The following is a 26,027-nucleotide window of genomic DNA, read 5'->3' as shown; positions in this document are numbered from 1 at the left end:
CGTTACTTTTCACGTAACCTTGGCTTAGAAAAAGCTCCTTTCCATTTCACCAAACATTTTTCAGCGTATAGCTCATCCACTCAGCACTTCGATCATACTGCAATAGAAATTATCAATAATCCTAATTATAATAATTTTTCATTATCAAATTAGCTCAAGCTTCCAGAGTGCATCCTTTATGCTGAATTTGTCATGGCTTCATACTTTCAAGACTCTCGTCGACGTTGGTCACTTTACCCAAACCGCTGAAAAGTTGTATATGACCCAACCCGGAGTCAGTCAGCACATCAAGAAACTCGAAGCTGCTTGTGATTGCGAGTTAATCACCAGAGAAAAGAAAAGCTTTGAGCTAACTGAGCAAGGGCGGCAGGTTTACCAATACGCGAAGAAAATAGCTCAAGACGAAGCCGCATTGATGGAAGGTTTAAAGTTTGATAATCCGCATTCTGGGGTTTGCTCCCTATCTTGCTCTGGCTCCATGGCGCTGTTTTTCTATCCGAAGCTGCTGGAACTACAAAGTACTTACCCAGAGCTCAATATCAACATTGAAGCGGCGCCAAACCAAAAAATATTAAGTGACATTCAAGCGGGAAATAGTGACCTAGGCATAGTTACCCATCAGCCAAATAGTGCGTTATTTCAAAGCGAAGAAGTGGGTAAAGAAACATTATGTTTAGTGTTACCTAAGCAATATCAAAACCAAACTATCACGCTAGATACACTGAAAGAGTGTGGTTTGATTGCCCACCCTGATGCTGAGCATTACTTATCAATGTACTTTGAGCGCTGCGGTGATGAGCAATGGCAAAAAGCAGACATTTCTGAATTTCCTAAATCAGGTTACGTGAATCAAGTAGGGCAAATCTTACTTCCAGTCGCCAAAGGGCTCGGCTTTACCGTTCTGCCTGCCAGTGCTGTGGTGAGTTTTCTGGGTGAACATGAATTACATATCGTTAAGCCCAAGAACCCAGTCCAAGAAACCTTGTATCTGGTTCGCAAGAAAAATCGCCAATTACCTAATCGTTATGAGTTGATTGAAAGCCTGATCACTCAACACCTTGAATCACCTTCTAGCCAATAGATGCAAAAAAGCCGAGTTTTCACTCGGCTTTACTAAACCACACAAGGTAACACTATCCTTGATTCCACCATTTTTGAGGTGCAGCTGGTTCAGCGATAACCAAACGTTCGCCAATAACCGGGCTTGTCATGGTTACGTCGCGCTCTTTGCTGATCTGATACGCCTTTTCTAATGGCTCTTGCCAATCGTGCATAGACAAGTCAAAAGTGCTGTTATGAATTGGCATCATCACTTTACCTTGCAAATCAATATGCGCTTGAACGCTTTGTTCTGGAAACATATGGATGTCTGCCCACAGCGAGTTATACGCTCCTGTTTCTACCATAGTGAGGTCAAATGGTCCGAACCGTTCGCCGATTTCTTTAAACCCGTTGAAATATCCGGAATCGCCGCTAAAGAAAACATTCGAGTCTTCACTTGTAATAACCCAACTGCCCCACAAAGTTGCATCGCGATCCATCAGCCCTCTTCCTGAGAAATGCTGAGTCGGTGTCAGTGTAAAATCAATATCGTTGACCGTTGCACTCTGCCACCAATCAAGTTCGATCACTTGTTCGTCACGGGCTCCCCACTTTTTCAAGTATGCGCCCACTTTTAACGGAACAATGAAGGTACCTACTTTGTCGGCCAAGGCTTTAACCGACGCTTTGTCTAAGTGGTCATAATGGTCATGACTGATGACCACAACATCGATATTCGGTAAGTCTTGCAAGTTGATAGGCGTTGGGTGGAAGCGTTTTGGACCCATCCATTGCACTGGCGAAGCGCGATCACTGAATACCGGATCAGCCATCACTAGTGTGCCATCTAATTTCATCACGACACTAGAGTGACCTAAACGGTAAACAACATCTTCTGTTTCTTGAACGAGTTGAGCTGCCGTCAGCGGCTGTACAGGTAATTCAAAGGTAGGTGTAGGATTTTCACGCTTTACCGTCATGTACGCTTTGATGATTGAAAAAATATCAGACATACCCGATTTGTATTCCAATTCACTATTAACGAACTTTTTAGGTAGTGAATTAGCTTCTTGAGCAGGGCTAGAGCAAGTGGTTACAGCTGTGGTCATGGCAAGGACTCCTACAATCGGCAATAGATACTTCTTCATAATTACTCTCAATTCTCTGTTCGTGATCTTCTTTAGGCACACACAGTAATGAACCAAAAGTAAACTACACTGGCTAGTTTACTTTTAAAATCTAAAAAGTAAACCCATAAGTGTAATTTATATTAGAACTGCTTTTTGATTCGGTTTAACGCCGTTCATTAGCGGCTGGCAAGTCGCTTACCTATTCTCTTTAGCTCCGCAATGAAAATTGTACACAATATAAGGCTAAATACTGTACAAACCCTCATTTCCACAATTCATTTATTGACCAAGAGGTCAATTATTAATTAACATTATTTTTACATCTATACTGGGTAGTAATGATTTTAGAAAGGAGTTCTGAGGTGAAACTAACTATTCGAACAAAAGCGATATTGGCAACAATAATCGCGGCATTGGCCATTATTAGCGTAATGGGTATCTACTCTTTTCAATCCAGCCGTACAATCTTGATTGAAAAGACCTTCCAACGTGAATTACCAGCAGTACTTGGTGAAGTAAGTAACGACCTAAATGCACAGCTTGAATCACCTATCATCGCCTCTAAAATGATGACCCTATCTCCTCTGATCATTCAGTATCAAAATAGCCAAACGCAATCCGACATCAATACTTACCTTGCAAACGTAAAGCGCGAGTTTAATGCGATTACTGCTTATTTTGTGTCTAGAGAAGACGGTAATTACTACACCCATGATGGTCTGCTAAAAACCATCAGCGAAAGTGACAGTGGTGATCAATGGTTCTATCGGTTTATTAACTCAAACCAGGATTTTGAACTCTCGTTCGATACGGATAGCGCAACGGGCATCCCAACAATGTTTGTAAACTATGCTGTCATTAGTGGGGGTAAACGCGTCGGTGTGGCTGGTATTGGCTTAACGCTAGACAGCATTACCGAACTGATTAGCCAATATCGTATTGGCGATAGTGGCATCGTGTTTTTAGTCGATGATTCTGGAACCATAAAAGTTCACCCGCAAAAAAATATGATCGGACAATCTCTTTCTTCTTTAGGCATGGTCAATGGCAACTTACTTGGCAGTGAACAACCAGTGGTTCAGGAAGTCGAAATCAGCAACCAATTCCAAGTTGTTGGCGCCAAATCCATGCCTCGTATTGGTTGGACGCTTGTCACTCAAGTTCCGCGCGAAGAAGTATTGGCAGACTTAGACGGCTTTAGCCGAACGGTTATCATCATGGCATTGGTGATCGCTGCTATCTACATTCCAATCGCGGCGTGGGCCACCAACAAACTGTTATCGCCATTTGTACAAGTTGCCGAGCTTCTTGAAGAAATCGGTAAAGGTGGTGGTGACCTGACTCAACGCTTAGATGACTCGCGTCACGATGAAGTTGGACAAATTGCCAAAGGCTACAACCAATTCGTCCAATATTTGAGTGAACTATTGAGAGACGTTTCGAATACCGGCCAAGAAATTACCGCCTCTATCCAAACGGTAGATCAAATGGCACATTCAATGGAACAAGAGATCAAACAGCAAACTAGCCAAATCGAACAAGTCGCGACCGCCATTCATGAGATGGGAGCCAGTTCAGATGAAGTGGCTCAAAATGCCAATGGCGCTGCAGACAGCGCATCATCAGCTTCCGATGCGATTGATATTGGCCAAAAATCCGTAACCGTCACATCAGAAAGCGTTGATAACATGAACCAACAATTAAGTGATACCTCTGCAGTCGTCACTCAGCTGGCTCAAGATGCTAACTCAATTGATACCGTTCTAGACGTAATTAGCGGCGTTTCCGAGCAAACTAACCTACTTGCACTAAACGCAGCGATAGAGGCCGCGCGTGCAGGCGAGCAAGGTCGTGGATTTGCAGTGGTAGCTGATGAAGTTCGAACCTTAGCTTCTCGAAGCCAAGCATCAACGGAAGAAATCAGAGCGATCATTGAGAAGCTTCAACAGCGGACAGAAGAAGTGGTTCATGCAATTAGTACAAGTGCAGAACTTGGTAAGAAATGCCAGGTAGAGGCGTCTAATTCAGAAGAGCAGCTATCAACAATTTCTAATAACGTGAACGAAATGAATGCCATGAATATGCAAATCGCATCGGCCACCAGCGAGCAATCGAATGTGATCAATGAGATTTCTCCGCATGTCACCAGCATCTCTGAAATCGCGAGAGAGAGTGATGCCATGGTCGAAAGAACAGCAGAAGAGTGTGAACAGTTAAGGATCAAAGCTCAGCACCTTTCAAGTCTAGTGGCACAGTTTAAGTTCTAAACTTCACTACCACCGTTTATCGTTAAAGCCGCCTCACGCGGCTTTTCTTTTTCCTATAGAAAGGTATATTTGGCTGAAATTTAACGAACAATGTCGTTACAGCCAGCATTCAAAACCGATCATTATTGCGATACTTCTCCCTAGTTAATCCAATCAACAAGGAGTTGTTATGTCTTCTGCTGTATCTCGCATCCCCGCAGCACCAAGTGAACGTGCGCTTGCACATTTCCAAGCTCTATTAGAGTTTGAAACCGACTGTTGGGATGTTCACCACGCCCTCACTAATAATACTCAAGATTTCGTTTTACTTGATGTACGAGGAAGCGAGCTTTTCGAAGCGTCCCATATTGAGGGAGCGCTCAACCTGCCTCACACGCGTATCAATCAAAAGAATTTAGTCGACTTCTCAGAAGATACTTTATTCGTTGTCTACTGTGCAGGCCCACATTGTAATGGCACTGAAAAAGCGGCGATTAGGCTCGCAAAGTTAGGGCGACCAGTTAAAAAAATGATTGGTGGAGTGACAGGCTGGATAGATGAAGGTTTCAGTTTAATCAAGAGTCAGCAGGTAGCATAATCAATAGGTGACGCCCGACAAAGTGAGCTCCCGAATCACTAACAACGAGGGAGCTCATCAATGGTAAATTGTAACTTTAAATAAACTAGTCAGCCGACCACACATCGCGAAACTCAGGCCACCCCCAATTCGTAATCGCGACATCTTTCAAAATACCTTGAAAGCGTACTGTTTGTAGGTGGTGAAACATTGGAATCAACCAGTATTCGGACACTAAGCTACTGGCGAGCGGCTCCAGTGCTGTGAAATAGTCACTTAGCTCGACCGTCGCTTTGTGGTGATTCAGCTGCGTTTTAAGCCATTCGCTATTGGACTCCCCCAGCCCTAAATGCAACACCGGATTATTCATCATCCAAGAAAACATCGAAGAGTGAGCATTGTCGTCTAAGTTGGTATTACACAATATCAAATCTTCTCGAATTGAGCCTTGCTCCGAAAAGGTAGTGAGCTCTCGGAAGCTGTAGGTGTTCACCTCAACCTCGATACCATATTGATTTAAAATATCAGCCACACTCAGCGCACAGCGATACAGAGCGTAATAATCGTAAACCGCGATCGAGAGTTTACGTGGCAGCGCCACCTCTTCAATCGGAGGGCGGTATACACCGTGCCAGCTTGGCAAAATATTACGAGCAAACTCGACACTGAAGGTGCCATCATTTTTCTCTAGTTGAGCTTGGATACTTTCTGGTGTTAACAAACGACTAAGGTATTTTCTTTGCTCAACGCTCAAAGCTTCAGACGATATGGCTTGGTTAAACAAGATAAATAAGCAGCCGTCTTCGATTCGGCTATGTAATTTATCACTGTTCTCAACCACCATTTTAGACCCATCTTTGCCAAGGTAGTGAAAACAAGCATTCTCACCGTTATCTGTGATCTGCATAGTGCTGTCGTCAAAGCGTGCAGCCCCTGTCATCGGCTCTTCAAACTGCCAAATGGTCACCTCATCCGTTAGTGATCGACAACCATAGAAACGCTCGAACGACACAAGCTTTAGCTTCTCATCTGAATGTTCAACAACCTTAAATGAGCCACTGCCAATGACCTGTTTGGTGTCTTTCTTTCGCAATTGTTTTACTGGCTGAATGGAATACTTCACTCCAGCCAACAACCCGCCAAACCCCTTATCGGCTTGTGACAACTTAAAACACAAACGTAAAGGCTGGGGAGAATAAACTTCTTCAACGTGACCAAGCTCGGCCTGATAAAACGGGTAGGTCTGCAAGATTTGGAACAAAGTCACCAGTTCTTTAGCTTCAATTGGCTGGTTGTCATGAAAGGTGAGTCCCGGCCTTAAGAAGAACGTCCACACATTGTTTTGCTCATCATAATGCCAGTGGTGAGCAAGCTGAGGCTCTAACCCACCTGATGGAGAACACCCGACTAAACAGCTAAACACTTGGCGTAGAAGAAAGCGTTCGCTACTGCGCTGAATATGATGTGGGAACAACGCTTCAAAACGACGTTTGTAAGTCAGCTGAACATGTAGAAGTCCTTCACGTAATGTTGCACCAGACGTTCGCTGCAACAATGCCCCAAAGACTTCTCGGTTATGCTCTAATATCGTTAACGCTTTTTCATATTGCCCTAACTCAATCAATGCCGCGGCGATATGTTGTTTAAGGCCATCAGGAGTGTAATTCAACGTGATCGCTGAACGTTGGTTTCGCCCTGGCTTAGGCTGCCATACCACCCACCCTTCTTTGTGCATTTTTCCTAGCAAGGTACGAGCGTGTCGCAAGCTCGTAAACAGCAGCTCTGCGATCTCAGGTAGAGAAACTGATACTTCTCCTTCATTACCTAAAGATTCCAACCGTAAGTAGTAACGCATTAAAGTTAGGTCAGCCAAATGAAGAACTCCAAGATAAATTTATGTTCCGCTTTTAGAGATAAACAAGCAGTTAAACTCTAAATTTCAGTTTATATCCAATAATAGGAACAAAGAACCATAAAGGCCATCTGTTTTTACATTCCTCGTTTTGACAAATAATAACCACATCAACCAAGCACACCCAAAACGAAAGGAGTATTGTCATGTCAGCTAATACCTCAATGATTGACTACTACATTCAGAAGATCGCTCGCTCTAACAGTGCGTTAGAACGACAAGCCATTCGTATATTTTTGCAGTTTTACCTATAGAGAAACACTGAAAGGCGTCGAGTGACTTCGCGCTCCTCATTAGTGAAGTGGGTTGAAAGCATGTTTATGCTCCTACCCCCAAGTACGAAATTTGTTATCGACCCACTTCCTTTCTATTTCGTCCCTAAATTAAGGATCCTCCCCGTGAGAATTGAACATATTGCGATTTGGACACAAAACTTAGAGTTAATGAAAAGCTTCTACCAGAAGTACTTTAACGCTCAAGCAAACCCAAAATACGTGAATTCAGCCAAAGGATTCAGCTCCTATTTTTTAAGCTTTGAGTCCGGCGCTCGCCTCGAGTTAATGCAGATGGACACCATTCCTCAATCAAAGGATGACTTGTACGCACAATTTCAAGGCTTAATTCACTTTGCATTTGATGTGGGTAGCCAGCACAAAGTCGACGAACTGACCAATGAACTTCTATTACAAGGTTATGAGGTCTTAGACGGCCCAAGAAGAACCGGCGATGGTTATTACGAAAGCGTGATTCTTGACCCAGAAGGTAACCGCATAGAGATCACGGGCTAACTCAACCCAAGTGAAGCCTAGATAAATCATTAACTTCTCCAAGACTAGCTCATAAATCTTGTCCTTTTTCCCTGATAAGCCTTTGGTACCAATAACTCAATCCATCAATAAATTTTTGTTGTCGACGCGACAAATTTAATTCGTTTTCTTCTCGAATAGAAAAACCTTAAGGTTCGCTCCGAAGCAAGCCAATCGCTTTATCAGCTCCTTGATTGGCTTGTAAAAGAACTATTTTATTCGCAGTTACCACATCGGTATTTACTAAGGAAACGCCATGCGTATCGCAATTCTTTCTCGTAACGAAAATCTATACTCTACCCTTCGTTTAAAGCAGGCTGGAGAAGCTCGTGGGCACCAAGTCGATGTCATCGATACGCTGCATTGCGATATAGACATTACGAGTAACAATCCGAAGATTCGCTACATGGGTGCAGAGCTACCTCAATACGATGCTGTGATCCCACGTATTGGCGCTTCCATTACCTTCTACGGAACCGCAGTGGTTCGCCAGTTTGAAATGATGGGCACCTTCTGTGTTAACGAGTCCGTCGCGATTAGCCGCTCACGCGATAAATTGCGTTCGTTGCAATTGTTATCTCGTAAAGGCGTTGGTTTGCCAAAAACAGGCTTTGCTAGCCGACCAGATAAGATCCAAGATCTCATCAAGAACGTTGGCGGCGCACCTTTAGTGATCAAATTACTAGAAGGCACTCAAGGCATTGGCGTTGTGCTAGCTGAAACCAACAAAGCGGCAGAGAGCGTGATTGAAGCTTTCATGGGTTTAAAAGCAAATATTCTGGTGCAAGAATTTATTGAAGAAGCCAAAGGTGCCGATATTCGTTGCTTCGTAGTGGGTAACAAAGTCATTGCCGCAATGAAACGCCAAGCGGGCGAAGGTGAATTTCGTTCAAACTTACACCGAGGCGGCACAGCGCAATTAGTGAAACTTAGCAAAGAGGAACGCGCCACAGCAATTAATGCAGCCAAAATCATGGGCTTGAATCTTTGTGGCGTAGATATTCTACAATCTAAGAATGGCCCTGTAGTCATGGAAGTGAATTCATCTCCAGGCTTAGAAGGCATTGAAAAGGCAACCGGAAAAGACGTTGCAGACATGATTTTCGAATTTATCGAGAAAAACGCAAAGCCATACGCTAACCGCACTCGTGGCAAAGGTTAACGGCTCGAAAGTTCGTCATAGAATTTGATTGGAAATGAACATGAATTCAAAAATGATCATTGGAAATACGGAAGCCGTGTGCTTACCAGAGTTAGGGATTACTCAGCTACAAACCCGTGTCGATACTGGAGCGAAAACGTCTTCGCTGCACGTCGATAACCTGATTTGCTTTAAGAAAGGCGGGGAAAAATACGTCGAGTTCGATTTGCACCCAGACGCCTACGATCTCGAACATACCGTCCGTAGCCAAGCCAAGCTAAAGGCATGCCGGAAGATTAAATCTTCGAATGGAGAAGTAGAACATCGCTGCGTGATTGAAACCTTGCTAAAGCTAGGCGACAAACAATGGATGATCGATATTACTCTGAGTAACCGACAAGATATGACTTACATGATGTTACTTGGTCGGCAAGGGATGAGTGATCGCGTGATTGTCGACCCTAGTGAGTCTTTTTTGCAGACTCACTAAATGGTTAGCTCTTAGCTCTTAGCTCTTAGCTCTTAGCAAGTAAGGGGAAGAGAAAGGGCACATAAAGTAAACTCCACGGCCAGTCGTTCGATTGGCCGTACTATTTTTTGCTTTTGGATTTATTTGACTGTAATCCGAAGCGCCATATCGATCTAACTAGGCTTTTCAGCTTAATTTTCGTGACTCGCCAATGAGTAATAGGCCTGCGCGGTGCGCTTTCTAGTAAATGTTCGAAAGCTTGTTCCGTAAAATCGACTTGCCCACCGTGAGCAGCCAATAGCGTTTCCAGTTCCATCCGATAAATGCGCTCGACTGACTTTCGATACTGGTTTGGATGAAAAATAGGAAACGGAGGGATCAGCTTCTGCTTTACCTCCACCATTAGATCCGCGACATACGCCAAGCTATGCGAGGGGCAATATACCGATAAATCACGGTCAGTATGGCCCGGTGTTTCGAGTACTACCCAGTCATCAAAATCAGGAATCGTATCGCCATCAGAGAGCTTATAGTCCGGCTTTAACTTTCTTGAATACCACAAATTCGCTTTTGGCCTACCTAGCCTATTTGCCATCCATCTCGCCAGCGCTAAATCAGTTAGGTGCATCAAAATACCATCCCAGCCATGATACCAATCACGAGCTCGATCTGCGGCCACCAGTTTGCAATTGGTCAAAGCTCTGAGTTTATGCGCCGCTCCTGCGTGGTCTGGGTGCATGTGAGTCACCACCACTGTGTGCAAATCGTTAAACTTACGCTCTAGGTCGGTTTCTATGAATGATTTTAAGTGAGGTATATCCGCACGAGACGCACCATCCAGCAGCAATAGCTTATCGGGGTACTCCACCAAGTACATATCTTGGATATAACCTTTAATGGTATGCAGTTGCAAAACTCATCCTTGTTTAGCCGTTATTCAGTACAAATGGTTACTCTAACAGTAACTGGTCAGACCTATACCATAGCAAACAATTTCCTATTTCGATCATTTTGTTAACAATTGTGATTGAGCAAATTGATAGAGATAACAAAAAGGCGAACCAATTGGCTCGCCTTGTGTTCTACACCACTCATTTAAACGTCAAGATACTCGTAGTTCGACCTGCTGTGCGATCAACTGTAAGTGCTCTAAGGCTTCATCAAACTCATACCCCGATACATACCGCGCAAGCTGCTGACCAAGTGGCAGCAAGTCAGGTTCATTCAAATACACCAGTAGCGATTCACAAGTATCGGCCGCACTTGTATCGTATTCCTCTATTTCAGCCGCAAGCTGCATGATCAACGCTTGAACTTTGTCCAAATCGAATGATGCTGCTGGCTTCTCAGGGCTCAGCGTCTGCAAGTACTGGCTGATCACCTTTAACGCTTGCTGTGCTGAAACTTCCACTTTCTCGACTAACGTACTGACTTCAGAAGTGTCGGTTTCTCTGATTGATTCCGTTCTTAAAAAGCGCTCTAGATTCCCGCTCGTTTCAGCGAGCTCTCGACAGCCTATGTTGCCAGAGACACCTTTAATGGTATGAGAAGCGAGAATGGCGCGCTCTGTCTCATTGGACTCTAAAGCGTTTTGGATGGTAGTCAGCGATTCAAGTAGCGAATCCCCGACCATACTTAAAGCTCGATTATAAGATTGAACTCGCCCGCCAAGCCGAGCCACCGCCTCCTGCACATCAAATCCCGCTAACTCAGGAAGAACAGTGTTAGGATCGCTCATAACAGGCAATGCTATAGGCCGAGCTTTGTGTTCGATCCATTGATTCAGAACGGAAAACAAAGCGCTCGGATCAATAGGTTTAGCAACATGGTCGTTCATGCCAACCTGCAAACATTTCTCTTTGTCACTTGCCATTGCATTAGCCGTCATCGCCACAATAGGCAGAGCCGTCATATTCAGTTCAGTACGAATAATTTCAGTGGCCAGATAGCCATCCATTTCTGGCATCTGAATATCCATAAGCACCAAGTCAAATTCTTGCTGTTGAACACGCTCTACGGCTTCTAGCCCATTATTGGCTACCGTCACTCGAACCTGAGCTAAACTCAGAAGCTCAATGGCCACTTGCTGGTTTACCTCATTATCTTCCACCAGTAACACTTCCGCGTCTTGCACTCCTTTTTCAAGCGCAACACTAAATGGCTGAGCAGACTGGCTGATCGTTTCTGGCCTTGCGTTACTATCAAACGCATTAGAAATTGCATCAAACAATACTGATGAAGAGACGGGTTTAACTAAAAAGCCATCGAGTTCGATGTTTTTCGCGTTTTTTCGAAGCTCTTCTTGCCCATAAGCCGTGACCATCACCACCTTTGGCTCAACTGACAGGTTAAGCTTACGTAGCGATTCAACCGTATCTAACCCATTCATGTTGGGCATTTTATAATCGACTAATACTAGATCGTAAGGTTCACCGCGATTGTCCGCTTCAGATAATTGGATAAGTGCCATCATGCCCGTATCCACGGCATCAGCAGAAAGCCCCAAATGGCGGGTGAGGTTTATCAAGATGTCACGGGATTCTTCACTATCATCAACGATCAGAGTTTTCATTGATGAGTAATCTTTAGATAAACGTGGCGCTTTGACTGCTACTGCGTGATCAATGCCTAGTTCGACTTCGAAGTAGAACACGCTGCCTACGCCTGACGTGCTGTCGCAGCCGATCCTACCATCCATTAGCTCAACTAGATTCTTTGAAATTGTCAGCCCTAAGCCAGTGCCCCCATAGCGACTGGTTGTCGAGCTGTCCGCCTGTGAGAAAGCTTGGAATAAGCGCGTCATTTGTTTCTCTGTCATGCCTATGCCGGAGTCTTGTACACAGAACAGAAGCTTCACATTTGAATCGGATTGAGAGATAACTTCAACTTTCACGACGATCTCACCGTAATGCGTAAACTTCACTGCATTATTAGCTAAGTTAAGCAAAATTTGACTGATACGCAGCGGATCTCCGATTAAGCTGGCGGGAATCGTCGGGTCCATCGAAATCAGAAACTCTAGGTTCTTTTCTTGAGATTTCACCGTCACAATATCCGATAGGTTATCCATCACGCTATCTAAAGAAAAAGGCACCGACTCAATGTCCAGTTTGCCTGCTTCGATCTTCGAGAAATCAAGAATATCGTTAATCAATCCAAGTAATGATTTAGACGCCACTAAGATTTTACTCACATAATCACTCTGCTTACGAGTTAACTCGGTCTGCTGAACTAAATAACTCATACCAATTATCGCGTTCATTGGAGTACGGATTTCGTGGCTCATATTGGCTAAGAAGTCGCTTTTATATTTGGTCGCTTCTTCAGCTTCGTTCTTCGCTCGTTCTAAGTCATTTTGAATCGCTTTGCGCTGCGTAATATCCCTCACCATGCACGTGAACAGCAGCTCACGACCGATATGTGCTTCCGCCGCAGAAATCTCTATCGCAATTAAACCACCATTTTTGTGCCTTGCTAGATATTCCATTTCTTTACAGACACTAGGCTCGTCTGGCAGCTCACTTCCATCGACCGACTCTAGTAAGAGCCTAATATCGGTGCCAACCACCTCACCTTTCTGATAGCCAAATATTTTCTCAGCCGCTGGACTAAACTCGACAATCTCACCTTGGTGGTTAATAACAATAATTCCATCAATGGCTGTTTCAATAATACTGGTCAGGCTTAGCGTTCGTTCCCTTACGCTTCGTTCTAACTCTTCATTTGACGCCATGAGTATCGCTTGAGTCTTGCGCCCCAACCATAGAATTAAACCCGTTAGACCGATGGTAAGCAGCACAGTAAATGACAGCAAAGAAACAATCAGGTTACGAGTTGAAATGTAGCTCGTCATCGCCTCTTCTTCATCAATTTCAGTCACGAAGCCAAATTGATCATCCTCCCGCCATGCCCAGCTGCCTAGCACTGAGTAGCCTCGGTAATCGATATAACCTTCGCCGCTGCTGCCTTTGGTATCTCGTAGCGCGCCAAAATAAGCTTTCGTGAAGCTGTCGTCTTCGAACAGATAATTACTCACCTCACCGCCAAGTTCGGCCGTCGGTTTGACCATCCGTAAATTTAATATTGAGTTAGATTCTTGTTCTAATAACTTCGCTGCTTTTAACTCATCCTCAAATCGGCTCTGAGAAAGAAAATACCCTTTACTGTCGAATGCATAAGACTCGCCGGTATGCCCAACTCGCCCCGAAGAAAACAGCTGATTAAACTCATAGGTAGGGTCGTAGCGAACCGTCATTGCCGCTATCACTTCACGAGATTCATTATAAATGGGCGCAGCAAAAAACATCGTGGCATCAATGTCTTTGCCCTTGCGCCCAATATCGGAAGCAATAGGAGTAACCAGTACCGTCTCCCCCAAAAACACCCTATCAAGCAGCTCCGGCCTTTGCTGCTGAATGACATTCACCTGCACTAAGTTACTGTCGCGCATCGACGCAATATTGATTCTATTTTTGGAGATAATGAAGAAGCCTTGTTCATCGTGCATGGTTTGATGAGCAGTAAAGTAGGCGCGAAGGTCGATCAATTCAGTGGAGAATTTAATTTCTTCTTTCGTTTCTTTTACCTCAAGCAACCTTTCAACCATCGGCAGCAACAAAGGGTCTTGAGCTAAGGTATTTACATAAGATTTCTTGTTGTCGATCCAAATATCAATACTGGTGTTCAGAGCTTCAGTAATGCCTGACAGAGAGATTTGCACATTGTGTCTTGTCTGTTGTTCTACTTTTCCAATCACTACGTAAGCCGCGATTGAAACAACCGACAATACACCAGCGATAAACATGCTCGCGACCCACATCAGCTTTTTAGGTGACAGGCTACTAATGGCGCTCTTAGACAAGTATTTACTGAGCAAAAGAGATGCAAACAATAAGACCAAAAACACCACAGTGATCCCGATGACCACTTTCATCACTAACTCGCTATCTATCGGAGACTCAGAATACATCTCTTGATGCTTGAGACGCCCCTCATTCGGCGTCACAGGCCAAGTATCATTTGCGGTGTAAATAGCTGAATAGTCATCCAGAGTTAGCCGTTTTTTGGCTTTATCGAGCGCAGATATCAAGCTCTTATCCACTTGATTGCTGAACGCGACTAGGTACTGAATCTTCTTATTGGTCACCAGAGCGATATCTATGTCTAGCCATTCATTTCTATGGATGTGATGTTCGAGGTTCATACCATCGCCAATCAGCCCATCAAACGCACCTCGCTTCAATTCTTGTAGCCCGGCTTTTTCATCTAACACTTTGGCAAAATAGACATCTGGATACGTCGCGTTGAGCTCCTCGATATAGAGATTAGAACCCACCACACCAATGACACTCTCAGGTGTTAATTCACTAATCGATGTAATTGGGCCAGCGCTGTTTGGCATAGCGACAGAATAATAAGAAGAATACAGAGGCTTCTTGTTGGTGTAAGTTCGGTTATCAATTAACAAATCCTGATTGCCGATGACCACTTCTGGCTCGCGATTGGTTAGCGACTCAATCCTATTTTCTGAGCCTTGATTCCTTTGATAATCGAACTCAACTCCTACTTTGTTACCTACCGCATTCAACAAATCACTTGGAATACTTAGCTTACCTTGAGGGGAGCCAAAATCACCATTATCGTCGACGACCAACACAGACAGCTTAGTTCGTTCCATCACCGACTCTATTTCTTGCTCGCTAAGAAACAAGTTTTGGGTACTTTCCACTTCCAAAATATTCTGGCGAAGATCGTCCACTTTACTCATGTCGATGTACTTCATGGCCTTAACTAAAATGGAATGAAACAATGGTTTTGCTTGAGGGACGCCAATGTTTATCTTGTCGAGCTCACTATTTGCTTCAACGAATTCACTGGTTATTTCTAAATCGAACAGAGCGTTTTCTAGCATGAGATGTCGAGCAACAACGGCTGGGGCGAATACCGCTTCCACTTCTTTTCGGTGCAAAGCTTCTAGCGCTTGCAAGGTGTCCGTTCGGGGGGACAAATTCACTTCGTAACGGCTTAATATGTCTTGCAAAAAAGAGTCTTCAACAAACGACACCTTTTTACCAAGTAAGGAATCGATACTCTTATAGCTCGACGATTTTCTGGTGATAATAACGTTGGGATTACGTGCATAGGAGGGGGTATAGTAAAAATGATTCTTCTCGCGTTCCGGTGTTCGCGTTAGGTTAAGAATCATATCAACTTCATTGTTCAACGCTTTGTTGTAAATCTCGTCCCAAGATCCTGATACAAACTCAAGTTCATGGCCAATACGCTTAAAAAGCAACTTGGCGTATTCGACAGAAAAGCCTTGTGACTCGCCATCTTGCGTATAACTAAATGGCTTCCAATCTGAAGCATGGGCAGCGACGACAACAGGGTTATCTTTGAGCCATTGGCGTTCTTGTTCAGAAAAAGGAATGTCTTGCTCTAAGGTTGTCGAAGTGTTTGTTAGCCACTTTGAAGCCAATTTATCCAGTGTGCTCTCATCAAGACTATCTAAGCTCTTCTGAACAATCGAATGAAGTAAGGGAAGCGTGTTGTGCACTGCCATTACACCATTAGCTACACCAGCGCTTCCCGCGACTCTAACGCTACCAATGCCACGCTTTAATAGCTCATAAGATGCCGCAGGAAAGTAGTGCACCATTGCATCAACTTGCCCCAACAACAGTTTGTCTAAAGCGTCTTTAGAGTTCAGCTCAAGTAAAGTGTCGATAGTTGGGTAATGGTTTTTTAGTTCATATTCAGAAGACCATTCATTCACAACAACGACTTTTTTGCCTTTTAGATCATTTAAAGTCGCCACCTCTTTCTGATCATTATTAACCAAGATTACATTTGGATAATCCATATAACTGCGAGTAAATAAAGCTTGGTTACTATTTCGCCCTTCCGAAAAGGCTAAGGGCAACATATTCACTTCTCCGGCCTGCAATAAAGCGACAGATTCGTCCCAACTCTCTGTTCGAATAACTTTAAAGCTTAAATTGGACACCTTGGAAATATGTTCAATAACATCGGCCACCAACCCCACATAGTTCCCATTTTGATCAAAGGATTCAACCGGAGCAAGATCTGGATTTACCGCTAACGTGACTTGTGGATGGCTCTGAATCCACAGCTGCTCCTTATCGGTAAAAGCGGCAAGAATGTTGTTTGAGTTAGGGTTACGTTGAGTTTCGCTATTTAAAACGGACTGAGAATCTGGATTAAGAACATTGGTTGGATTCGCCATTGAAGGTGGTATAGACATTTGGAAAACCAACATAATGACGAATGTGATTCTAATAACTAGCTGCATAGAAAACCCTTCCTTATCAATTACCCGCATTCCCATCCATAAGAAGCGAATAATGACACTATCACTAAATAATATATCGTTCTATATATGATTTAATTGTATTTCAATCTAAGAAGATTTGAAGGTTTCACGTATAACTAATGAATTAATGAGTTATAGATTTGAATAAGAATGCGTTTTTGTGAGTGAGGTAATAGTTACAAAACAATTGATATCTATACGCAATCTTTTTTATTGCGCTAGCAGAATAAGTAGCTTAACTTACTATAGTGTATGACGTTCTAAAAATTTTAACACGGATGCTAAAATAATTATAACTATGCAGAACATACTTCCAACCAAGCGTTTCATTAAAAAAACTTACGAGTCTAAGCGCGTACTTGTTATTGACGATTTTGAATCAATGACCAGAACCATGGCTTCCATCTTAGAAACCTTAGAGTTTAAGGCTATCCATCGTGCCAAAGATGGTAAAGAGGCTTTACTTAAACTCAAAACATACGAAATAGACTTAGTCATTTCGGACTGGAATATGCCTACCATGAATGGCTTTGAGTTACTCCAGTACATTAGAGAAAACGAAACAACCGCCCACATCCCTTTCATCATGGTCACAGGGAACACAGATCAAGATGATGTGGTCACCGCCATTATGCATGGGGTGACCGAGTACATGGTTAAGCCTTTCTCAAAAGCGATGTTGATTGATCGCGTCCATAAGGCATTTAAAGCACCACCATCGAAGCCGATTAAAATTATCAACGATCCACCGATAGCCACTGCTGCGAATAAAGCGCCAGCAGAGCCACCCGCTCAGAACAATATTTTGATCGTCGACGACGAACCAAATAACTTGATGGTGCTTGGCGAGCTATTAAAAGGTGAATATAAGATCAAAGCCTGTCGTAGCGGTGAAAAAGCACTAGAAATATGCGACAAAGATACCCCTCCCGATCTGATTCTTTTAGACATTATGATGCCTGAAATGAGCGGCTTAGAGGTATGTGAAGCCCTCAAGAAGAACCCGCTAACCGAGCACATTCCGATCATCTTTGTCTCGGCGTTATCGCAAACTCAAGATGTATTAAAAGGGTTAGCGCTTGGTGCAGTCGATTACGTGACCAAACCTGTGACGCCAGAAATCGTCGCCGCTCGGGTGAAGAACCACATGAAGATCGTCGATCACCGGAAGTCGTTAAACGCCCAAATAGAGACGCTTATTGAAAACACACGCATTCGAGACGAAACCGACCGAATGCTACAGCATGATCTCAATAACCCATTAACGGCAATCATGACTTCGCTTCCGTCACTAGAAGAAAAAGCCAAACATTGCTCTGATGAAATCGACCTCATCAGAGAGTCATCTGAGATGATCAAGAAAATGGTGTCTAGCCAATCATCACTGAATGAGCTTGAGGAAAAGAACTATCAAATTCAGCCTCAAACCATTGATGCTAATTCACTGATAAAAAAACTATGTAATGGGCTTAAGTCCAAATGCGAAGAAAACAATATTTTCATTCGCTTTAACGTGCCGGCTGCCCATCAATATCAAGGGGATTCACTGCTCAGTTACACTATGTTTTCTAACCTCATCAATAATGCGATTGAAGCCGCACCTCCAGGAAGCAACGTAAAAGTGTCGAGTCAGTTAGAAGCCGAAAAACAAAATATCATTTTCTCAGTGCATAACCACGGTGAGATACCACCCGCGATACAAGAAAAGTTTTTCGAAAAATTTGTCACTTCGGGAAAAAAAGGCGGGACAGGCATTGGCACTTACTCGGCGCGATTAGCGGCAGAGGCACAAGGGGGAAACATTTCATTTAAAACCTGCTCTGATGAAGGAACCACGATTTATATTGAGTTCGAGCAGCACAAGTAATGGGTATTGGTAACCAGCGCTCGATAGCAAACTAATGCATCGTTGCCCTGCCTCCATTTCCTTCAAAATAAGACCACGTTTAGTCATACATTTACGACAGCTAACCGTGGTTCTATTTCACTCAAACAGGCAATTTTCTAACGCTTCAAGCCCGTTATTTTCGCTACCGCTTCTACTTGTTGTTTCACATTCGCAGCAATGCTGTTCAATGTTGCCAGTTCACCGTCAGTAAAGGGGTGAATCAATACTGATTCAGCGCCTTTCTTGCTCACTACCGTCGGTAAACTGAGGACGACATTATCCAAGCCATATTCACCATTTAACACGGTTGCGATAGGTAAAACCGAACGCTCATCAATCTTAATTGCCTGAATAATTCTAAACACGCTCGCAGCAATCCCATGGGTGGTATTTTGTTTACGCTTAAAGATTTCATAGCCTGCAAGCTTCACTGATTCTAAAAGCTCATCAGCATCTATTCGATCAAAATGGTTGGTGTCGCAATAATAATCGGCAGGTTGGCCAGCAATACTGATCAAGCTTTTCGGTGTGAAGCAGTTACTACCATGTTCACCAAGCACATAACCAAATACATTTTTCGGGTCTAAGTTCACTCGATTCGCCACAATCGACATCAGCCTTGCCGTATCAATCACGCAGCCACTGCTGATCACTTTAGACGAGGGAAAACTAGTATTGGCAGTAATAAAGTGAGTAACGATATCGCATGGGTTGCTCACCACAATGAGGGCCGCTTTCGGAGCCACTCGCTCGATACGATGTGCAATATCAACACCGATCTTGGCGTTGATCTCTGCGAGGTCTAAACGCGTTTGTCCCTGCTTGATTTGAGCGCCAGCGGTAATCACGACGATATCAGCACCTTGCAATTCAAGGTAGTCATCCGTTGGTACGATGTGGGTGTTCTTAGAAAAAGTTAACGCGGCAGTATGGCGAAAGTCATACACTTCTCCTTCAGCACGTTCTAGATTTTGATCAAGGAGTACCAACTCGCTGACACTGCCAATCATTAGAAGATAATTGCAGATCCCAACCCCAACAGCGCCCGCACCGACCACACCAATTTTCATATTCATCCCCAGAGTCATATTTTGATGCTGATGGTTCTGATTATAGCAGTCCAGAATTTACTAACATTTTGACAGTCAATCATCGGATTAATTCATTTACTTTAAAATCAGATAGTTAAATAAAAACCAACTGTACTTTACGCTATAAATACACCTCCTATCCCCCCTCAAAAACATTCACAACAGTTGTTCCATACTAGAAATACATTGATGTGACATAGTTAACACTCGCCATAAATCTTTCATCAATCTGAAATTTTAGAGCAACTAGTCTGAAACAAATCTCCGCCAAGATAGCATCAAACGAAACATGCGAACTCTCGAACGAAACCTAACTCGCGGCAAGCATTGCTCGTTAACGTAAGGTCTATCGACCTAGATTCACGTAAAGCAAACAACCAAAACTACCTTCATCCAAAAGGAAACTATGATGAATAAGCTATGGCTAGCAGGCGTACTTTCTGCAACCGTTTCAGTACCAACTTTAGCTGCAACAGAAGTAACATGGTGGCACGCAATGGGTGGTCAGCTTGGCGAAACCGTTAATCAAATCGCAACTGATTTCAATGCTTCTCAAGACGAATACAAAATCACGCCTATCTACAAAGGTTCTTACACAGAGACTCTGACTGCTGGAATCGCGGCTTACCGTGCAGGAGAAGCGCCAAATATTCTTCAAGTGTTTGATGCGGGCGCAGCCACGATTATGAACGCGAAAGGTGTGGCTAAGCCGGTTCAAGATATCCTTGTTGATTCAGGTTACAACTTCGATTCGAATGATTACCTGGCTGGTGTTCGTAATTTTTATGCCGACAGCGAAGGTAAAATGGTCGGTATGCCTTTCAACAGCTCTACGCCTGTTCTCTACTACAACAAAGATATTTTGAATGAAGTGGGTGTCGACGCACCTAAAACATACGAACAGCTCGAAGCAACGGCTAAGAAATTGAAATCTAAAGGCTATGTCACTTTCTCGCAATCTTTAACGCCTTGGATCATGTTCGAAAACTTCAAGTCTCGCCATAACTTACCTGTAGCCGATCAAAACAATGGCTACGATGGGCTTTCGACAAAAATCATGTTCAACACCAAAGACATGATGATGCATGTCAGCAAGATGAAAGAATGGTCTGATTTAGGTTACTACAAATATTACGGCAGTGATTGGGATGCGAACCAAACCCCATTCGAACGCCAAGAAGTCGCAATGTGGATGGGCTCATCAGGTTCATTTGGAGGCTTACGTAATCGCGTACCTTTCGAGCTAGGGACGACTTACCTACCATACTGGGAATCAGTTAATCCAAATGCAGGCCTAACTTTCATTGGCGGTGCCGCCTTGTTTGCACTTAATGGCCATGAAAAATCGCAAGACCAAGGCGTTGCGGCTTTCTTTGACTACCTAACGAAACCAGAAACTCAAGTGTACTGGCACAAAACCACAGGCTATGTACCAGTAACTAACGCAGCTTACGATCTTGCAAAGCAATCTGGCTACTACAAAGAGCAACCAGATGCCGAAGTTGGGGTAAAACAACTTAGCCTTCAATCGGGTGAATGGACGAAAGGCTACCGCTTAGGTTACTACCCACAAATCCGCGAAGTGATGCACCGTGAATTCGACAATATTTTTGCCGGTCGTTCAAGCGTAGAGAACAGCCTAGACAAAGTAGAAAATGAAAGTGGAAAACTTCTGAAACGATTCGCTCGTACTATGAACTAGTAAAACGCTTCCCCTCACTTAAGTGAGCCAAAAACGGCCAAATGCAAGTGAGGGGCTTTCATCTCGGTTGGGGGAAGCAGTGTTTTTCTGCGTACCCCGAATCGTCTTATTCGTCATTTTCACTATTTGGATTATCTCGTGGAACGTCGTCAGCAGTTTTTTCATTCTCCTTTGCCGTATTTATTTTTGGCACCACAGATACTGATTATCGCTATTTTCTTTGTCTACCCAGCGGCCAAAGCCGTTTACCTATCGTTTATGCTTGAAGACCCATGGGGCACTTCTTCAATATTTGTCTGGTTCGAGAATTACCAGATTCTTTTTGAATCGACGGAATATCTTGAATCGATTGGCTTTACGTTAATGTTCGCCGTAGTGGTGTCATTCTTATCCCTTGCCCTTGCGTTATTGCTTGCGGTTAAAGCCGACAATATTCTTCACGGCCAAGGGGTATACAAAGTGACTCTCACTTGGGTTTACGCAGTCGCTCCGGCAATTGCGGGTGTTATCGGCGGATTCTTGTTCAACCCACATATTGGTATTTTCACTGAGCTGTTTTCCATTATCGGTTGGGAATTCAGTTTCCAAACCGATCCGGTCGACGCCACCTTTGCGCTGGTGCTGGTATCAGTGTGGAAACAAGTATCGGTCAATTTCATCTATTTCTTGGCGGGACTACAGTCGATCTCCTACGCCGTGAAAGAAGCCGCAACCCTTGATTGTGTCAGTGATTCCAAACGCTTTTGGACCATCACATTCCCACTACTCGCACCAACCGGATTTTTCCTATTGGTCATTAACCTTACTTACTCTTTCTTCGAAACATTCGGCGTTATCGACACCATGACAAACGGCGGCCCAGGAGGCAGCACCACCTCATTGGTTTACAAAGTGTATCGCGATGGGTTTGTCGGGGCCGATTTAGGAGGCAGCTCGGCTCAGTCTGTCGTGCTTTTACTCTTAGTGCTCACACTGACTTTTATTCAATTCCGATTCGTTGAAAAGCGAGTTCACTACTAGCCGTTAGTAATGAGCACGATTAAGGATTTCAAACATGAAAAGCAACAAAATTACCGATCACCTGATTTTGATTACAGGAGCGCTGTTTATGCTCATTCCAATTTGGTTGATCTTCGCCAGTTCCACACACAGCCCAAATACGATCGTCAGTGAAGGGCTGCAATGGATACCCGGGGATCACTTCCAAGCGATTTACGACGAAGCCTGGAACAAGAGTTTAGGCTTCAGCGGCGATGTTACTGCTAAGTCGATGATCATTAACTCGATGATCATGGGGTTAGGCTTTGCGATTGGCAAAATCATCATTTCTATGATGGCTGCATTTGCCTTGGTGTACTTTCGGTTACCTTATGCCACCGCGTGGTTCTGGCTAATCTTCGTGACACTGCTACTGCCATTAGAGGTACGAATCATCCCATCATACGAGGTGGTTGCAGGCCTTGGTATGCTTAACAGCTACACAGGGTTAATTTTGCCGCTTATCGCTTCTGCGACGGCGACTTTCTTCTTCCGACAGTTTTTCAAAACCATTCCAGACGAGCTATTAGAAGCCGCTCAACTGGATAATGCAGGCCCGTTTCGCTTTCTAGTCGACATTCTGCTGCCACTTTCCAAAACCATGATCGCTGCAATCTTCATCATCATGTTTGTGGTGGGTTGGAACCAATACTTATGGCCAATCATGATGACCACAGATGAAGGTTACAACACGATCGTGATGGGCATAAAGCAAGTACTAAACAACATCAATGAGACCAGCTTACCTCGCTATGACTACGTGTTTGCCATGGTCATTTTAGCGATGCTACCGCCTATTTTGGTTGTAGTGATCTTCCAGCGTTGGTTCGTAAAAGGATTAGTAGAAAGTGAAAAGTGATAGCAATTTCAATCAAATAAACTCAGACATAACCAAAGTTAAAGCCATGAACACACACAATATTCGCAATAGTCACGTAAAGGATCACACCATGCTGGGTATTAAAAAACTGATTAAAACCTACGATAACGGCCACCAAGCTGTGAAAGGTGTCAGCTTAGACATCAAACAAGGTGAGTTCCTGGTTTTGGTTGGCCCTTCTGGCTGCGGTAAATCATCTATTTTACGTTCTATTGCGGGCCTTGAAAGTATCACAGGTGGCGAAATTCATTTAGGTGGCCGCCGAGTGGACACTGAAAAACCGGCTTTACGCGATATTGCGATGGTGTTCCAAAACTATGCGCTATATCCGCATATGAGTGTGTATGACAACCTTGCTTACGGCTTAAAAAACCGAGGGGTTGATAAAGACACCATTAGAAAAAAAATCATGAAAGTCTCTAAAACGTTAAAAATCGAAGAGTATCTGGATCGCAAACCCGCCAAGCTTTCTGGCGGCCAACGTCAACGTGTCGCGATGGGCCGCGCCATCGTAAGAGACCCACAACTGTTCCTTTTCGATGAACCACTTTCTAACCTTGATGCTGCTTTGCGCGCGCATATGCGTCTGGAAATCAAAAAGTTACAACGAGAGCTTGGCGTGACCAGTGTCTACGTGACACACGATCAAGTTGAGGCTATGACTTTAGCCGACCGCATTGTGGTGCTTAACCAAGGGGAAATAGAGCAAGTGGGAACCCCAGCGGAAGTGTACCACCAGCCAGCAAGCACCTTTGTGGCAAGCTTTATCGGCAGCCCCGCTATGAACTTTATTCCAGCTGAGCTGGCCGATGGCTACCTCACCATTAACGGGCAACAACTGTACTTAGCAGACTACGCTCATATTAAAAATGCCAAAGTCACGTTAGGGGTTCGCCCAGAGCACGCCGACATTAAATCGATTCCTAGCGCATTAAAAATCAACTTGGGAATTAGCGTTGTAGAGCCACTTGGCCCGAATCAATTGGTCCATGGCAAGGTTGATCAACTTTCGTTCATTGCCGTGACACCAGAAATGTACTTAGATGAATCGGTCGACTTATCGCTTTTTGTCTCAAAAGATAATCTGCACATTTTTGACGAACACGGGAAGCGCCTGTACCCAAACATCGATCAAGCGTTTTCTAGTAAACCAAATGAAACTCTGTCGTCATCTCAGGCTGACACGCTTTCACCAGCTTTCGCATAGTAGGTTTTGCAGTGAGTTTATCTTCCCGACAAAAAGACATTCTGACCTATTTGCAACAGTCGCATGGCGTGCTTTCTAGCGCGCTATTGTCTGAGCGTTTTACTGTTTCTGTACAAACCATACGCAAAGATATGAATGAGTTAAGCGATAAAGGCTTGGTCAGGCGAGTACACGGCGGTATTTCTCTGCCCAGTGCCAACGATAATCTATCGTTCACCAATCGAGAACTACTGAACCTTTCAGCTAAGCAGCGCATTGCGCATAAGGTAGTTCAGGCGCTACCTGAAGGTTGCAGTATATTTTTAGGTATTGGAACGACGCCTAAACATGTCGCGCAAGCGCTGCTGGATCACCCAGGGCTCACCGTCGTTACCAACAATATCAACGCTGCGCTAACCTTAAGCAGTAACCCAAACATCTCGGTATTCCTAGCCGGTGGAGCAGTCCGTACATCCGATGAAGACACGGTTGGCGAATCGGCTACAGCCTTTTATCGACAATTTAATATCAAAATTGGCATCTTCGGCGTCGGTGGGCTAAACGACAATGGTCAGCTTCTTGACTTCACACCAGAAGAAGCCAATCTGACCAGAGCGATCATTGAGCAAAGCCAACAATGCTGGTTAGTCGCAGATAAAACCAAGTTAGGCCGCTACGCACCTGTTGTGAGTGGGAAATTGTCAGAAATGCAGAGAATGTTTGTAGACGAAGCGACGGATAATATTCAACAATTGTGTCAGAACAACCAAATTGAACTTGTGGTCGCTGAGCCAGAGTTATTCTAGAAGGAAAGCCTATGTCACCAATTATTGTGGGTCATCGTGGCGTTGCAGGTACGCACCCAGAAAACACCCGCAGCAGTATCGAGCACGCCGTTTCTTTAGGTTTAAATTGGGTGGAAGTCGATGTTCAACCTACAAAAGATAACGTTCTCGTCATCTGTCACGACCATACTTTAGAAAGGTGCAGTAACGGCCAAGGGCGTGTTGATGAGCATACCTTGGCCGAACTTAAACAAATGGACTTTGGTTCTTGGATGGCTGACAAGTTTAGCGGTGAACCGATCATCACATTGCAAGAGCTACTTGATCTTGCTCTGGAGAGAAATTTAAATCTTAACCTTGAAGTGAAAGTTGATAGTCATGACGCTGCGCATGTCGTGACCTTACTCAGCGATGAGCTGTCTCGCTCCCCTATTCAACAAAATCAGATCCTGATTTCAAGTTTCAGCCATCAAGTAGTCGAGCAGCTGGCGACAAAGCTTCCTGAATATCGAATTGGTTTGATCAGCGAGCAATTATCAGAGGAAGACTTTCAACTATTAACGCAAGTGAATGCATTCAGCTGCCACTTAAATTATGCACATTTAAGTCAAAACGATTTGGATAAGCTTGCTAAGAGTAACTTTCAAACTTGGTGCTACACGGTCAATCAACCCGACCAATTTAAATACCTTGATCAAGTGAATGCAGTGTTCACCGACTACCCTAGTCGCTTTTGTTAGATTTGCGACATTTTTAAGAAACTCAATGCATTATCTATAGCGATTCAGAAATATTAGGAGTA

Annotated in this window: 18 protein-coding genes; 13 read left to right on the top strand and 5 right to left on the bottom strand. The window is 43.9% G+C overall.

All coding sequences use genetic code 11. The annotated features are described in order from the left end of the window. Positions 1 to 178 precede the first annotated feature (178 nt). Entirely contained in the window at positions 179 to 1,081 is a 903-nt protein-coding gene (locus ELZ11_RS09000) for a LysR family transcriptional regulator (RefSeq protein WP_137357074.1), read from the top strand. 52 nt (positions 1,082 to 1,133) lie between these two features. On the opposite strand, the gene ELZ11_RS08995 is transcribed toward ELZ11_RS09000, so the two are convergent. Continuing rightward, a complete protein-coding gene (locus tag ELZ11_RS08995) occupies positions 1,134 to 2,189 on the bottom strand; it encodes an MBL fold metallo-hydrolase (RefSeq protein ID WP_137357073.1) in 1,056 nt (351 codons plus the stop codon). A gap of 344 nt (positions 2,190 to 2,533) precedes the next feature. Between ELZ11_RS08995 and ELZ11_RS08990 the strand changes: the two genes are divergently transcribed. Together ELZ11_RS08990 and ELZ11_RS08985 are read left to right on the top strand one after the other, a co-directional pair. Further along, a complete protein-coding gene (locus ELZ11_RS08990) occupies positions 2,534 to 4,438 on the top strand; it encodes a methyl-accepting chemotaxis protein (protein ID WP_244291635.1) in 1,905 nt (634 codons plus the stop codon). A 169-nt stretch (positions 4,439 to 4,607) separates the two neighbouring features. After that, on the top strand, positions 4,608 to 5,015 hold the full coding sequence (locus ELZ11_RS08985) for a rhodanese-like domain-containing protein (protein ID WP_137357072.1): 408 nt from the start codon (positions 4,608 to 4,610) through the stop codon (positions 5,013 to 5,015). An 85-nt stretch (positions 5,016 to 5,100) separates the two neighbouring features. Here the strand turns inward: ELZ11_RS08985 and ELZ11_RS08980 are convergent, their stop codons facing one another. Then, positions 5,101 to 6,867 carry an SgrR family transcriptional regulator gene (locus tag ELZ11_RS08980; RefSeq protein WP_137357071.1) on the bottom strand — a complete coding sequence of 589 codons (1,767 nt, stop codon included), beginning with the start codon at positions 6,865 to 6,867 and terminating at the stop codon, positions 5,101 to 5,103. A gap of 437 nt (positions 6,868 to 7,304) precedes the next feature. Between ELZ11_RS08980 and ELZ11_RS08975 the strand changes: the two genes are divergently transcribed. From ELZ11_RS08975 to ELZ11_RS08965, 3 genes are all read left to right on the top strand, one after another. Then, positions 7,305 to 7,694, top strand: a complete 390-nt coding sequence (locus tag ELZ11_RS08975; protein ID WP_137357070.1) for a VOC family protein — start codon at positions 7,305 to 7,307, stop codon at positions 7,692 to 7,694. 274 nt (positions 7,695 to 7,968) lie between these two features. Beyond that, positions 7,969 to 8,874, top strand: a complete 906-nt coding sequence (gene rimK / locus ELZ11_RS08970) for a 30S ribosomal protein S6--L-glutamate ligase (protein ID WP_137357069.1) — start codon at positions 7,969 to 7,971, stop codon at positions 8,872 to 8,874. A 40-nt stretch (positions 8,875 to 8,914) separates the two neighbouring features. Then, positions 8,915 to 9,343, top strand: a complete 429-nt coding sequence (locus ELZ11_RS08965) for an ATP-dependent zinc protease family protein (RefSeq protein WP_137357068.1) — start codon at positions 8,915 to 8,917, stop codon at positions 9,341 to 9,343. 100 nt (positions 9,344 to 9,443) lie between these two features. Here ELZ11_RS08965 and ELZ11_RS08960 read toward each other — a convergent pair whose 3' ends face one another. Beyond that, positions 9,444 to 10,235 (bottom strand): MBL fold metallo-hydrolase, encoded by a 792-nt coding sequence (locus tag ELZ11_RS08960; protein WP_137357067.1) that lies wholly within the window; start codon positions 10,233 to 10,235, stop codon positions 9,444 to 9,446. A 189-nt stretch (positions 10,236 to 10,424) separates the two neighbouring features. Continuing rightward, positions 10,425 to 16,634 (bottom strand): response regulator, encoded by a 6,210-nt coding sequence (locus ELZ11_RS08955; RefSeq protein ID WP_167494654.1) that lies wholly within the window; start codon positions 16,632 to 16,634, stop codon positions 10,425 to 10,427. 319 nt (positions 16,635 to 16,953) lie between these two features. Between ELZ11_RS08955 and ELZ11_RS08950 the strand changes: the two genes are divergently transcribed. After that, positions 16,954 to 18,522 (top strand): response regulator, encoded by a 1,569-nt coding sequence (locus ELZ11_RS08950; RefSeq protein ID WP_137357065.1) that lies wholly within the window; start codon positions 16,954 to 16,956, stop codon positions 18,520 to 18,522. 137 nt (positions 18,523 to 18,659) lie between these two features. Here the strand turns inward: ELZ11_RS08950 and ELZ11_RS08945 are convergent, their stop codons facing one another. Beyond that, positions 18,660 to 19,613 carry a lactate/malate family dehydrogenase gene (locus ELZ11_RS08945; protein WP_137357507.1) on the bottom strand — a complete coding sequence of 318 codons (954 nt, stop codon included), beginning with the start codon at positions 19,611 to 19,613 and terminating at the stop codon, positions 18,660 to 18,662. A gap of 430 nt (positions 19,614 to 20,043) precedes the next feature. Between ELZ11_RS08945 and ELZ11_RS08940 the strand changes: the two genes are divergently transcribed. The 6 genes from ELZ11_RS08940 to ELZ11_RS08915 all read left to right on the top strand — a co-directional run bounded on the left by ELZ11_RS08940 (position 20,044) and on the right by ELZ11_RS08915 (position 25,965). Next, a complete protein-coding gene (locus tag ELZ11_RS08940; protein WP_137357064.1) occupies positions 20,044 to 21,336 on the top strand; it encodes an extracellular solute-binding protein in 1,293 nt (430 codons plus the stop codon). Positions 21,337 to 21,474: 138 nt separating this feature from the next. Beyond that, positions 21,475 to 22,356 carry an ABC transporter permease subunit gene (locus ELZ11_RS08935; protein WP_137357063.1) on the top strand — a complete coding sequence of 294 codons (882 nt, stop codon included), beginning with the start codon at positions 21,475 to 21,477 and terminating at the stop codon, positions 22,354 to 22,356. Positions 22,357 to 22,390: 34 nt separating this feature from the next. Then, positions 22,391 to 23,233: a sn-glycerol-3-phosphate ABC transporter permease UgpE gene (gene ugpE / locus ELZ11_RS08930; protein WP_137357062.1), complete on the top strand. Its 843-nt coding sequence runs from the start codon at positions 22,391 to 22,393 to the stop codon at positions 23,231 to 23,233. A gap of 46 nt (positions 23,234 to 23,279) precedes the next feature. Beyond that, a complete protein-coding gene (gene ugpC, locus ELZ11_RS08925) occupies positions 23,280 to 24,461 on the top strand; it encodes a sn-glycerol-3-phosphate ABC transporter ATP-binding protein UgpC (RefSeq protein WP_374939811.1) in 1,182 nt (393 codons plus the stop codon). Positions 24,462 to 24,472: 11 nt separating this feature from the next. Next, positions 24,473 to 25,246 (top strand): DeoR/GlpR family DNA-binding transcription regulator, encoded by a 774-nt coding sequence (locus tag ELZ11_RS08920; protein WP_137357060.1) that lies wholly within the window; start codon positions 24,473 to 24,475, stop codon positions 25,244 to 25,246. A gap of 11 nt (positions 25,247 to 25,257) precedes the next feature. Then, positions 25,258 to 25,965 (top strand): glycerophosphodiester phosphodiesterase family protein, encoded by a 708-nt coding sequence (locus ELZ11_RS08915; protein WP_137357059.1) that lies wholly within the window; start codon positions 25,258 to 25,260, stop codon positions 25,963 to 25,965. Positions 25,966 to 26,027 lie beyond the last annotated feature (62 nt).

The sequence above is a fragment of the Vibrio profundi genome (genome assembly GCF_005281835.1).
Taxonomy (GTDB): domain Bacteria; phylum Pseudomonadota; class Gammaproteobacteria; order Enterobacterales; family Vibrionaceae; genus Vibrio; species Vibrio profundi.
This window is presented reverse-complemented; position numbering and strand designations above follow the sequence as displayed.